The following is a 12576-nucleotide window of genomic DNA, read 5'->3' as shown; positions in this document are numbered from 1 at the left end:
ATTGCTCCAAAAATTAGCATGCTTTGTTTCTACATGGGGGCATTGGCCGTCGGTCTCAACAGCTTGACCTGCGATACCGCACGCCTTTGTTTATACTGTCCCGCCATCCCGGTGGGTGGCGAGTGGTATCAGTAGGGCAGAGTAGTTCAGTGGAGCAGGTCATGAGCAGGAAAACCGATACCTCGGCGCGCAAGACAGGTGCGACGCGCCGGCGTTCGCCACAAGCCGAGCGCGCTCCGTCGCGTTTTGACCGCTGGCTGGATGATCTGGTCAGCTGGTCGGTGGCCACGGCGCTGCTGGTCGGTGGCCTGGCCGTTCTGGTGACGCTGGTCTGGTAGCCTTGAAGGTAGCGAAGTCGCGTCCGGCAACGCATCATGAGGCGATGCCCGAGGACGCATAGTGGAGGGTCGACGACAGCATGCTTGAGTTTCTGCAGGGAGCGGCCTATGGCCTCTTCCTTACCTGCCCGGCCTGGTGCCTGATTGGCCTGATCAAGCCCTCGCTGGCCCTGCCTACCGAGTCGCTGGAGCGCTGGCGGGTGCTGGTGCGCTATGGCGCGCTGGTTCCGTTCATCAGCCTGCTGATGTGGCTGACCTCGCTGTGGGGCGGCTTTGGCCCCAGTCTGTGGGGCTGGCTGGCCGGCCTGGTGGGAATCGCGGCGGCGCTGCCGGTAGAGCGGCGCTGGCGTCGCTGGCGGGCTCGCCGTCAGTCCCGCCAGCTCGAGAAGGCGCGGCGTCGCGAGCGTGCCCGCGCCGAAGAGGGGGTGGTGGAGCTCGACCCGGCCCGGCCTCCGGAAGGGGCCGACGACATCGTGCGTGCCCTGTGCCGGGTCAAGGGCGAGCTGCTGGGCATCGAGCGTCCCGAGCTGGCGACCCGCGCCGATCGCCTGCACGGTCGCTATCGGCACGTCAACGAGGTGCTGGCGTCGCGCTTCGAGCCCGGCGAGCTGGCCTTCGAGCGAGCGCGCAAGCTGATCAATCAGGTCAGCCTGGGTGCCATCGATGACTTCGATGCCATGCTCGATCGCGCCCGGGGCATCCGCGGCATGGATGTCGGCTATGTGCGCAAGCGCCTCGCCGAGGAAGCGCCTCGCTTGTCCGCGGAAGAAACCGAGGCCCTGAGGCGGCGCCTGGCGCTGGCCGAGGAAACCGAGGTCGCCCTGCGGCGCCTCGCCGCGCAGAACGAGGCCGCCCTGACCGCCCTGGATGACGCCGCCGTGCGTCTGTCGAGCGTGGTCACGGGCCGGCCCAAGGCGGCGTTGGGGGCCGAGCAGGCCTGTGAGGACCTGCGCCGCTTCATCCAGGGCGCCGAGCGCTATGGCCAGTCGACGTCGAAGACCACCGCCAGGCATGGCGACAAGGGAGCCTCATCATGACCGATACTGACTCCGACAAGGCCTCGCAGCGCCTGTCACTGCCGCCGGTGGAACGCATCGCCGAAGAGCTGGGACAGGATGCCGCGGATAGCCGGGAGGCGCTGGACAGCGAACTCGAAGCGGCGGCCGCGTCCTTCGTCGCCGAGATACTGGGCGAGTCGTCGGGCAGTGCGGCCGAGCAGCGCCGTGCCGTCGACGAGATGGGGCTCGATCTGCAGCGCCAGGCCGCCCACCAGAGCGAGATGCTCAAGACGCCGCTGCACCAGCTGGCCCAGGAGGGTGACGAGGGCGGCCCGGTGGCCAAGGCGCTGGGCGAGCTGCGCGGCCGCATGAACACCCTCGACCCGCGCCATCACCGCCTCGAGCCGAGTGCCGTGGATCGTATCCGCCGCTGGATTCCGGGGCTGGGGACGCGCCTGCAGCGCTACTTCCAGCGCTTCGAGACCGCCCAGCAGGCGCTGGATGCCATCATTGCCGAGCTCGAGGGCGGCCGGGATCGCCTGGAGCGCGACAACATCACCCTCAACGATGACCAGCAGGCGCTCAACGAGACGCTCAAGCAACTGGAGCGTCAGGTCGCCCTGGGGCGGGCCATCGATGAGCGCCTGGTGAATAACCTGCCGGAACTCGATGAGTCACGGCGGCAATTCGTCGAGGAGGAGCTGCTCTTCCCGCTGCGCCAGCGGATACTCGATCTGCAGCAGCAACAGGCGGTCAGCCAGCAGGGCGTGCTGGCCCTCGAGGTGATCATCCGCAACAACCGCGAGCTGATGCGCGGCGTCGACCGGGCGATCAATGTCACCGTCTCGGCGCTCAGCGTGGCCGCAACCGTAGCGCTGGCGCTGGCCAATCAGCGCATCGTGCTGGAGCGCATCGAGTCGCTCAACACGGCAACTTCCGAGACCATCGCCGGTACCGCCGAGGCGCTCAAGCGTCAGGGGGTGGACATCCAGACCCGGGCTTCCCAGGCGACCCTGGACATGCAGTCACTGGAAAACGCCTTCGGCGATGTGATGGGCGCCATCGACGACCTGGCGAACTATCGCCGCGATGCCTTGCCGCAGATGGCCACCCAGATCGAACGCCTGGAAGGCCTGGCCCGACAGGGGCGCAGCGCGGCCGAGCGGCTGGATCGCGGCGAGGCAGCCAGCGATGATTCCCGCTGAGCGGCCCGCCGTGGCCGCTACTTGAAGCGCGAGCTGGCCTTGTCCCAGGCCTCGCGCAGTTGTGACCAGGCTCGGTCGGCGCCCTGGCGCATGTCGTCCCAGGCCTCACCGCTGGAGGCCTGGAGCGCATCCAGGCGCTTGCGGGCTTCATCGCGCCGTGCCTTCAGGTCGTCGATGTCTTCCTGATGCTGCTGTCGGGTGTCCTCACCGGCCTGCCGAGCGCGCTTGGTCAGCTCCTCGATCTCGACATTCCAGCGGGCCAGGCTGTCCTTCAGCCGTTCGATGAATGCGTCGCGCTGATTCATGGCTCACCTCCTTCGAGATACGACCTCGTCGAGGTCCCAGAGTGCCACGACTGACGCACGTTGTCGCCATGGCGAGTATTTTTCGATGAACTTCGGTTATGATGCAGGCAGCGATCCTGCATCGCCGAGAAGGCATCCGGGATCACCGTGATGCCAGGAAACGTGGCGATCGTCCACGTGGAGGCCAGCCATGGAAAGTGATAAGCGCAATGTGTTCGTCGTCGGGCTCAATGACACCAATCGGCAACGCCTGGAACGGCTGAGGGGCGCCGAGTCGTGTCGCTTTCACGGGGTCATCGAGCCGGCCGCCGTCTACGATACCGAGGTCTTCGACATCGCTGCCATGCTCGCCGAGGCGACCGCGCAGCTCGAGGCCTTCGACGGCAAGGTGGACGCCATCGCCGGCTACATGGACTTTCCGGTTTCCACCATGCTGCCGATCCTCTGCGAGCATTTCGGCACCCGCTCGCCCTCGCTTGCCAGCCTGCTCAAGTGCGAGCACAAGTACTGGAGCCGCATGGTGCAGCGCGAGGTTATCCCGCAGCACATCCCCAATTTCACGGCCTTCGATCCCTTCGATGACGACGCCCTGACGCGCATCGGCGAGGCCGGGCTCTACTTCCCGTTCTTCGTCAAGCCCATCAAGTCCTCGGGCTCGCGGCTGGGCTTTCGCATCGATACACCGGAAGACTTCTACCAGGCCATCGAGCACCTGCGCGCGGATATCGGCCTGATTGCCGACCCCTTCAATACGGTGCTCGAGCATGCCCGCCTGCCCGAGGACATCGCGGCCGTGGACGGCCACTTCTGCATGGCCGAGGAAATCATCGGCGGCTGGCAGTGCACCGTCGAGGGCTATGTCCACGATGGCGAGGTGGTCAGCTATGGCATCGTCGACTCGCTGCGCTATCCCCAGGTGCTGAGCTTCTTCCATTATCGCTACCCCTCCGGGCTGCCCGAACCGGTGCAGGCCAAGATGCTGGAACTCACCGACACGGTGATGCGCCACATCGGCTTCGATCACTCGGCGTTCAATATCGAATATTTCTGGGACGAGGCCCAGGACCGTATCTGGCTGCTGGAAATCAATACGCGCATCTCCCAGTCGCACTGCGACCTCTTCGAGAAGGTCGATGGGATCAGCAATCAGCAGGTCACCATTGATCTGGCGCTCGGCCGCAAGCCGGACATGCCGAACCGCCAGGGGGACTTTGCCATCGCCGGCAAGTTCTTCCATCGCGTCTTCTTCACCGATGCCGTGGTGACCCGGGTACCGGACGCGGCGGCCATCAAGGCGTTGGAGAAGGCCTTTCCGGGGACGGTCATTGCCCTGCAGGTCGAGGCCGGCCAACGCCTCTCGAGCCTGCCCGAGCAGGACAGCTACAGCTTTGCCCTGGCCTATATCTGGATGGGGGCGGCATCGGTCGAGCAACTGCTCGAGAACTTTGATTGCCTGGTGGCGCAGCTCGATTTTGCCTTCGACGACATCGAAGGCTGATACAAGGAGGTGGGGATGCGCATTGTCGACGACTTTCCGCGCGCGGTGCACGAGGAAGAGACCTGGATCAGCATGGCCGATGGAACCCGCCTGGCGGCGCGCATCTGGCGGCCGGTGGATGCGGAGCAGGAGCCGGTGCCGGCGATTCTCGAGTATCTGCCGTACCGCAAGCGCGACCTGACCGCCGAGCGTGACGTTCAGGTGCATCATTACTGGGCCGGGCATGGCTATGCCGGGGTGCGGGTGGATATCCGCGGTACCGGTGAGTCGGACGGCGTGTTGACCGATGAGTATCTGCAGCAGGAGCTGGATGATGGTGTGGCGATCATCGAGTGGCTGGCCGCTCAGCCGTGGTGCAGTGGCGCAGTCGGCATGGTGGGCATTTCCTGGGGTGGCTTCAATGGTCTGCAGATCGCGGCCATGGCCCCGCCGCAGCTCAAGGCGGTGATCACGCTGTGTTCCACCGATGATCGCTATGCCGATGATGTTCACCACATGGGCGGCTGTCTGCTGGGCGACAATCTCTCCTGGGCCTCGACCATGTTCGACGGCAATGCCTGCCCGCCGGACCCGGCGCTGGTCGGCGAACGCTGGCGCGACATGTGGCTGGAGCGCCTTGAGGGCAGCGGCCTCTGGTTGAGCAAATGGCTGGCCCATCAACGCCGCGATGACTACTGGAAGCATGGCTCGGTCTGTGAGGACTTCTCGGCCATCCAGTGTCCGGTGTATGCCATCAGCGGCTGGGCCGACGGTTACTGCAATGCGGTCTTTCGCTTGCTGGCCGGCCTGCAGGTGCCGCGCAAGGGGCTCATCGGCCCCTGGGCGCACAAGTATCCCCATCTGGGCGAGCCGGGCCCGGCGATCGGTTTTCTGCAGGAATCCCTGCGCTGGTGGGACCAGTGGCTGAAGGGCGAGGACAGCGGCATCATGGACGAGCCCATGCTGCGGGTCTGGATGCAGGAGTCGGTGCCGCCCTCGGCACGTTACGCGGTGCGGCCGGGGCGCTGGGTGGCCGAGCCGGAATGGCCGTCGCCGCGCATCGTCGAGACCTCCTTCCGACTGACCACGGGCCACGACCTGTTGCCCGAGGATGTCGGCGAGGACGACGAGAATGTCCTGACGCTGCGTTCGCCACTCTCGGTGGGGCTCTATGCGGGCAAGTGGTGCTCCTACAATGCGCCGCCCGACCTGCCCCACGACCAGCGTGACGAGGACGGCGGGGCCCTGGTCTTCCAGACGCCACGGCTCGCTGATCCCCTGGAGATCTGCGGCCAGCCCGGCGTCGAGCTGGAGCTCGAGGTCGACCAGCCGGTGGCCATGGTGGCCGTGCGGCTGATCGATATCGCCCCCGACGACAAGGCCACGCGCATTTCCTACGGTCTGCTCAACCTGACCCATCGCGACAGCGATGAAACGCCGGCGCCCATGGTGCCGGGGCAGCGTTATCGGGTGCGCGTCGAGCTCAAGCATATTGCCCAGCAGTTTCCCGCCGGCCACGCCATCCGTCTGTCGCTGTCGTCCAGCTACTGGCCGCTGGCCTGGCCATCGCCGCGCCCGGTCACCCTGACCCTGTGCCCCGGGCGCAGCCGCCTGCTGCTGCCCATGCGCCCGCCGCAACCCGAAGAGGAAGCCCGCCTGCCGGTGTTCGCGGAGCCCGAGGCCGCGCCGCCGCTGGCCAAGACGCTGCTCCAGCCGACCCAGGAGCGCTGGCAGGTGATCCGCGACCTGGCCAATGACCAGACCACTCTGGAGGTGGTCAATGACGAGGGGCGCTATCGCCTCGACGCTATTGACCTGGAAATCGCGGCGCGTGTCACCGAGCGCTACAGCTACTCCTACGGCAGCTATGACAGCATCAGCGGCTGGACGGAGTGGGAGCGCAGCTTCCGCCGCGGCGACTGGCAGGTGCGGACGCTGACGCGAACCCGCATGACCAGTGATGCCGAGAACTTTCGGCTGCGCGCCACCCTGGATGCCTGGGAGGACGATACGCGCGTCTATTCGCAGACATGGGACGAGACGATTCCCCGCGATCTGGTCTGAGTGCTGGGTGGCGCTGTCGCGGGTATGGCGGGGCCTGAGTTTCTGAGCCGGTGGAGAATGGCCGCATCGCGAGCAGGCTGCTATCTTGGGCCTCCTTCTTCGACAGGGATGCCGCCATGAGCACGACGACCGCCGCTGCGGCCGAGACGCCCTGGGCTTCGCGCCGGGAAATTCTCGGCTGGGCGATGTTCGACTTCGCCAACCAGGCCTACACCCTGCTCATCATCACCGTGGTGTTCGGCGAGCTGTTCACTACGGTGATCGTCGGCGATCGTGGCGATGGCTATCGGCTGGCCAACCTGCTGTGGAGCCTGGCGCTGGCCATCAGCTATCTGCTGGTGGTCGTCACCGGCCCCCTGTGCGGTGCGGTGATGGACTACCGCGCCGACAAGAAGCGTTTCCTGTTCGCCAGTTATCTGGCGACCATCGGCACCACCGCCATGCTGTACTTCGTCGAGCCGGGTCTTGTGGTGCTGGGATTGGTGCTGATCATCCTCTCCAACTACGCCTACTCCATGGGCGAGTCCTTCATCGCGGCCTTCCTGCCGGAACTGGGGCCACCGGAGTCGCTGGGCCGCATCTCCGGCTTCGGCTGGGCGCTGGGTTATGTGGGCGGGCTCTGTGCCGCGGGCTTCACACTGGTGGTGCTGGGCGAGACCACGGCGGAGAATTTCGAGCGCATTCGCTGGGTCGGCCCCTTTGCCGCCGCTTTCTTCCTGTTGGCGGCCATCCCTACCTTCCTGTGGTTGCGTGAGCGCGGCACACCGCAGCCGCCGGGTCAGCCCTATCACCGTATCGCCTGGCAGCGGGTCTCCACGACCCTGCACGAGCTGCGTCGCTTTCGTGACCTGGGGATCTTCCTGGTGTCACTGCTGTTCTCCATGGCCGGGGTCTACATCATCATCGCCTTCGCCTTCATCTACGGCGCTCAGGTCATCGGCTGGGACGCGACGACGCGCAATATCATGTTCATCATCGTGCAGATCACCGCGGCTGCCGGTGCCATCGGCTTCGGCGCCATCCAGGATCGCATCGGCACCCGCGAGACCTATCTGATCACCCTGGGGCTATGGGTCGCGGCCATCCTGGCCATCTGGGCCACGCCCGGGATGACCGCCTGGCTGAATACGGCCCTGGGGCTTGACTGGCAGGCTCAGCACGTCTTTCTGGTGGTGGGCTGCCTGGCGGGGCTCAGCCTGGGCTCCAGCCAGTCCGCCAGTCGCGCCCTGGTGGGGCTGTTCTCGCCGCGTCGCAAGGCCGCCGAGTTTTTCGGTTTCTGGAGTCTGGCCAACAAGCTGGCGGGCGTCTTCGGCATCATCGGCCTGGGGCTGTTGCAGTCGGTGGTCGGCCTGCAGGCCTCGATCCTGCTCTGTGCAGCGCTCTTTCTCATCGCCATCGCCATCTGCCTGGGCGTCGATCAGGCGCGGGGCATGGAGGCTGCCCGGCAGTGGGAAGCGGATGACGTGCAGGGGGCATAAGCGTGAGGAGTCAGGGGTGATGTGTGAAGGGTGAGGAGTGATGTTTGAAGAGTGAGGGGGATCTGTGAGGGGTGACGAGACAGGGGAGCCGTGTAGTGGCGGGAGGTGAGCTTGGCAAGTGAGACACGCCGTGCCGGCCTGGGCATGATGCTGCTGTTCTGGTTGCTGCTGATCGGCCTGGGCACCTGGTGGTGGCAGGGCTGGTTGCAGGAGCGCGAGAACCCGAACGCCGATCTTGCGCAAATGGCCACTGGTGATCCCCTGACCCTGGAGCGCAACCCGGCGGGGCACTTCGTCGCCACCGGACGGATCAATGGCGAGCCCGTGGAGTTCCTGCTGGATACCGGCGCCACCTATGTGGCGGTGCCCGCCGAGCTGGCCGATCGGCTCGACCTGGAGCGCCAGCGCGAAGTCTGGTTCTCCACCGCCAATGGCCGGGCCCGCGGGCATCTGACCACCCTGGACGAGGTCGGCCTGGGCGGGCTGACGGCCAGTGAGGTGCGTGGCTCGATCAGCAAGGGGCTGACCGGCGAGCAGGCGCTGCTGGGCATGAGCTTTCTGGGACGCTTCGATATCGCCATCAGCGGCGAGCAGATGACGCTCCAGCTGCCCTCCGGGTCAGCCGCTGACGGTTGAAGGCCCGGGCGAGTGTGGCCCGCTGCGCCAAGCTGTTAATATGTATGCATGAACAGTACCTCCGCTGACCGCGTCTCGGCCTCGCTGGATGATCCGCGCTATTACCTGAGCAACTTCCAGTTCGTGCTGGACTGGGTGGCCGCACGCCATCACGACCTGCTCGATGACGCCGAGCTGGCCTTTCTGCGCGACTTCCCTCAGCTGCCGGTGGCATCGCGCGCCCTGCTGGTCCGCATGGTGATGCGCCGCGGCGAGGTGTTTCGGCGCTCGCGTCTCGATTATGCCGAGATCGGCGATACCACGGCGGCCCTGGCACCACTGCAGCACGCCGGCTGGGTCGAGGCGGACCCCGAGTGCGAACTGAGCGAGCTGTTCCGCCAGCTGCGCCTGCCCGAGCTGCGCCAGGCGCTGGCCGACGAGATGGCCGCCGCCGGCGTCTCACGTTCGGCGAGCAAGGCGAGCCTGCACGAGGCCCTGCAGGCCCGATTGACCCGACCGCGACCACTGAGCGAATGGTGGCCACAGGCCCCGGACCGGCTGGTGCGTGTGACGGTGATGCCGCTGTGCGATCGGTTGCGGCTGATGTTCTTCGGCAACCTGCGCCAGGACTGGGCCGAGTTCGTGCTCACCGAACTGGGCATGCAGCGCTTCGAGAGCGTGGCCTTCGATGCCGCCTCGCGGGCCTTCGGTCGACGCGCCGAGGTCGATGAATACCTCTTCCTGCACCGCCTGCGCGAACGCCTCGACGCGGGCGAGAATCCGGTCGTGCTGGGCGAGACGCTGGCCGAGTCGCCCAGCGCCGAGGCGTCCGCCAATGCCTGGCTGGCCAGTCGGCGCGCGCGCCTGCTGGTGCACCTGGGGCGTGAAGCCGAGCGTCAGGGGGAGACACAAGCCGCCCTCGGGCTCTATGCCCGTGCCGGCGACGGTGAGGGGCGCATTCGCCGGTTGCGGCTGCTGGAACGTTGCGGCGAGCATGCCCGGGCGCATGCGTTGCTCGAGCAGGCCGGCGAGGTGGGGGAGCGCGAGGCTCAGGCCCTGGCACGACTGCGCACGCGGCTCCGCCGGCGGCTCGGGCTGACGGCCGAGCCAACGCCTCGCGAGGCCAGCCCCGAGCGGCTCGACCTGACCCTGCCGCCCACGGGCGAGCGCGTCGAGCTGGCCGTGGTCGCGCACCTGTCCTCGCCCGAGGCGCCGGTGTACTACGTGGAAAATGCCCTGATCGGCGGGCTGTTCGGCCTGTTGTGCTGGGAAGTCTTGTTCGCGCCGCTGCCGGGAGCCTTCTTCCATCCCTTCCAGAGCGCCCCGGCGGATCTGGGCCGCGAGGACTTCGTGGCGCGTCGTCGCGAGCGTTTCGAGGCCTGTCTGGCCGAGCTCGACGATGGCCGCTACCGCCACACCATCGCCCGGCACTGGCAGACCAAGCAGGGGCTGTCGGCCACCTTCCTGCACTGGGAGCGCCTGAGCTGGCCGCTGATCGAGCAGGCCTTCGACTGCCTGCCCGCCGCGCATCTGCGTGCCTGCTTCGAGCGCATCCTGGCGGACCCAAGAGGCAATCGCAGCGGTCTGCCGGATCTGATCCAGTTCCTGCCGGACGGGCCGGCGCCGCACTATCGGCTTATCGAGGTCAAGGGGCCGGGCGACCGCCTGCAGGACAATCAGCGCCGCTGGCTGAGCTTCTTTCAGGCCCGGCGGATGCCCGTGGCGGTCTGCCATGTCGGCTGGCAGGAGGCGCCATGAGCCGCGAGGCGGAGGGGGCGGCGCAGGATTACCGGGTCGCGGTACGCACCCTCTGCGAGTTTACCGCACGCCAGGGTGATCTCGATTACCGCTTCACGCCGGCGCCCAGTGCGCGTGAAGGCATCGAGGGCCATGCGCGGGTCGTGGCGCGTCGCGGGCCGGACTATCGCGCCGAGGTGCCGCTGGCCGGCGAGGTCGAGGGCCTGCAGCTGGCCGGGCGCGCGGATGGCCATGACCCCCGGCGAGGTGAGCTGGAAGAGATCAAGACCCATCGCGGCGATCTCTCGCGCATGGGCGAGAACCAGCGTGCCCTGCACTGGGCCCAGGTATCGGCCTATGGCGCCCTGCTGTGCGAAGCCGAGGCGCTCGAGCGCGTGACCCTGGTGCTGGTGTATCTGGATGTGGTCAGCGGTGCCGAGACGCGGCTGACCCGTGATGCCGAGGCCGGCGAGTTGCGCGACTTTCTGGCCGGCCTGTGCCGGCAGTTCCGTGACTGGGCCGAGCAGCAGGCCGCGCATCGCCAGAGTCGCGATCGGGCGCTGACCGCGCTGGCCTTTCCGCATGCCGACTTTCGCCCCGGCCAGCGCGCTCTCGCCGAGGATGCCTATCGCGCGGCTGCCAGCGGACGCTGCCTGCTGGCCGAGGCGCCCACCGGCATCGGCAAGACCCTGGGGGCGCTGTATCCCAGCCTGATGGCCATGCCGCGTCGCGGCATCGACCGGCTGGCGTTTCTGACCATGAAGACGCCGGGGCGCCGTCTGGCGCTGGATGCCCTGGCGGCTCTCGGCGCCGCTGCCGAAGCCGCGGACCGCCTGCCGCTGCGGGTCCTGGAGCTGGTGGCACGCGACAAGGCCTGCGAGCATCCGGACCTGGCCTGCCATGGCGAGGCCTGCCCGCTGGCGCGGGGCTTCTATGACCGTTTGCCGGCGGCGCGTCAGGCCGCCGTCGAGCATGGCTGGCTCGACCGGGAAGGCCTGCGCGAGGTGGCGCTGGCGCATCAGGTCTGCCCGTATTATCTCGGGCAGGAGCTGGCGCGCTGGAGCGATGTGCTGATCGGCGACGTCAACCACTACTTCGATGATAGTGCCCTGATTCACGGCCTGGCCCAGGCCGATGACTGGCGGCTGGCGCTGCTGGTCGACGAGGCCCACAACCTGGTGGAGCGGGCCCGCGGCATGTACAGCGCGGCGCTGTCCCAGAAACGCCTCAATCGACTGCATCGCCTATCGCCGCCGGCATTGAAACGGCCGCTGGGCAGCCTGGTACGCCGCTGGCGCGAGTTGCTGCGCGAGCAGCCCGATGTGGAGTGGCAGGCGCTGGCGTCGATCCCCGAGGGCTGGCTGGGTGCCCTGCAACGCGCCGTCTCGGCGGTGGGCGACTATCTGGCCGAGCACCCGGAGGGTGGCGCTCCGAGCCTCCGGGAGTTTCTGTTCGAGGCGCTGGCCTTTGCGCGTCTCGCCGAGCGCTTCGGCGAGCATTCGCTGTGCGAGCTGCGGCGTGCCGGCCAGGGCCAGGCCGTCATGGCGATTCGCAACCTGGTGCCGGCGGACTTCCTGCGCTCCCGCTTTGCCGCGGCCCACTCGACGATGCTGTTCTCGGCCACACTGAGCCCGCCCGCGTATCACCGCGACCTGCTCGGTCTGCCCGACAACAGCGTGGTGCGTCGCGTGGCCTCGCCCTTCATGGCGGAGCAGCTGGAAGTGCGCTACCGGGCGGATATCTCGACGCGCCTCAAGGATCGTGACGCCTCGCTCGGCCCCATCGTCGAGGAGCTGGCGGGGCAGTATCGCCGTCAGCCCGGACACTACCTGGCCTTCTTCAGCAGCTTCGCCTATCTGGAAGCGGCCCGGGCTCGACTGGAGGCGTCGTACCCCGAGGTGCCGGTACGCGCCCAGCAGCGCGGCATGAGCGAGGCCGAACGCGATGCCTTCCTGGCCGGTTTCACGCCCGAGGGCAGCGGCATCGCCTTTGCGGTGCTCGGCGGCGCCTTCGCCGAAGGCATCGACCTGCCCGGGGAGCGCCTGGTGGGCGCCTTCGTGATCACCCTGGGCCTGCCGCCCTTCGACCCGCTCAACGAGGCATTGAAGCAACGCCTGCAGGCGCGCTTCGGCCGCGGCGACGACTACGCCTACCGCGTGCCCGGCATGATCAAGGTGGTGCAGGCCGCCGGCCGGGTCATCCGCGGCCCGCAGGACCGCGGCGTGGTGGTGTTGATGGATGACCGTTTCGCGCGGGCGGAGAATCGGGAGTTGTTGCCGGACTGGTGGGGTTTATAGGCTTTGAGCTACGAGCTACGAGCTACGAGCTACGAGCTACGAGCTACGAGCCGGGCGGTGCC

The 12576-nt window shown here is 67.4% G+C and carries 10 protein-coding genes; 9 read left to right on the top strand and 1 reads right to left on the bottom strand.

All coding sequences use genetic code 11. The annotated features are described in order from the left end of the window. Nucleotides 1-161 precede the first annotated feature (161 nt). From QWY79_RS04400 to QWY79_RS04390, 3 genes are all read left to right on the top strand, one after another. Nucleotides 162-338, top strand: coding sequence for a hypothetical protein (locus QWY79_RS04400; RefSeq protein ID WP_290270257.1), 177 nt, complete (start codon nucleotides 162-164; stop codon nucleotides 336-338). Between the two features lie 80 nt (nucleotides 339-418). Further along, nucleotides 419-1375: a cobyrinic acid a,c-diamide synthase gene (locus tag QWY79_RS04395; RefSeq protein ID WP_290270256.1), complete on the top strand. Its 957-nt coding sequence runs from the start codon at nucleotides 419-421 to the stop codon at nucleotides 1373-1375. After that, nucleotides 1372-2541 carry a toxic anion resistance protein gene (locus tag QWY79_RS04390; RefSeq protein ID WP_290270254.1) on the top strand — a complete coding sequence of 390 codons (1170 nt, stop codon included), beginning with the start codon at nucleotides 1372-1374 and terminating at the stop codon, nucleotides 2539-2541. The genes QWY79_RS04395 and QWY79_RS04390 overlap by 4 nt, the downstream gene beginning before the upstream one ends. Before the next feature lie 17 nt (nucleotides 2542-2558). Here QWY79_RS04390 and QWY79_RS04385 read toward each other — a convergent pair whose 3' ends face one another. Continuing rightward, nucleotides 2559-2846: a sll1863 family stress response protein gene (locus tag QWY79_RS04385; protein WP_141321432.1), complete on the bottom strand. Its 288-nt coding sequence runs from the start codon at nucleotides 2844-2846 to the stop codon at nucleotides 2559-2561. A gap of 190 nt (nucleotides 2847-3036) precedes the next feature. Between QWY79_RS04385 and QWY79_RS04380 the strand changes: the two genes are divergently transcribed. The 6 genes from QWY79_RS04380 to QWY79_RS04355 all read left to right on the top strand — a co-directional run bounded on the left by QWY79_RS04380 (nucleotide 3037) and on the right by QWY79_RS04355 (nucleotide 12514). Continuing rightward, nucleotides 3037-4344: an ATP-grasp domain-containing protein gene (locus QWY79_RS04380; protein ID WP_290270251.1), complete on the top strand. Its 1308-nt coding sequence runs from the start codon at nucleotides 3037-3039 to the stop codon at nucleotides 4342-4344. 15 nt (nucleotides 4345-4359) lie between these two features. After that, on the top strand, nucleotides 4360-6387 hold the full coding sequence (locus tag QWY79_RS04375) for a CocE/NonD family hydrolase (protein ID WP_290270249.1): 2028 nt from the start codon (nucleotides 4360-4362) through the stop codon (nucleotides 6385-6387). Between the two features lie 116 nt (nucleotides 6388-6503). After that, nucleotides 6504-7865 carry an MFS transporter gene (locus QWY79_RS04370; RefSeq protein ID WP_290270247.1) on the top strand — a complete coding sequence of 454 codons (1362 nt, stop codon included), beginning with the start codon at nucleotides 6504-6506 and terminating at the stop codon, nucleotides 7863-7865. 144 nt (nucleotides 7866-8009) lie between these two features. Beyond that, nucleotides 8010-8501 (top strand): retropepsin-like aspartic protease family protein, encoded by a 492-nt coding sequence (locus QWY79_RS04365; protein WP_290270358.1) that lies wholly within the window; start codon nucleotides 8010-8012, stop codon nucleotides 8499-8501. Between the two features lie 48 nt (nucleotides 8502-8549). Then, a complete protein-coding gene (locus QWY79_RS04360) occupies nucleotides 8550-10238 on the top strand; it encodes a VRR-NUC domain-containing protein (RefSeq protein ID WP_290270246.1) in 1689 nt (562 codons plus the stop codon). Continuing rightward, nucleotides 10235-12514, top strand: coding sequence for an ATP-dependent DNA helicase (locus tag QWY79_RS04355; protein ID WP_290270244.1), 2280 nt, complete (start codon nucleotides 10235-10237; stop codon nucleotides 12512-12514). The genes QWY79_RS04360 and QWY79_RS04355 overlap by 4 nt, the downstream gene beginning before the upstream one ends. The last annotated feature ends 62 nt before the right edge of the window (nucleotides 12515-12576 follow it).

The sequence above is a fragment of the Halomonas sabkhae genome, from assembly GCF_030409265.1.
Taxonomy (GTDB): Bacteria; Pseudomonadota; Gammaproteobacteria; order Pseudomonadales; family Halomonadaceae; genus Halomonas; species Halomonas halmophila.
The sequence above is the reverse complement of the archived record's forward strand: the minus strand, read 5'-3'. Positions and strand labels throughout refer to the sequence as shown.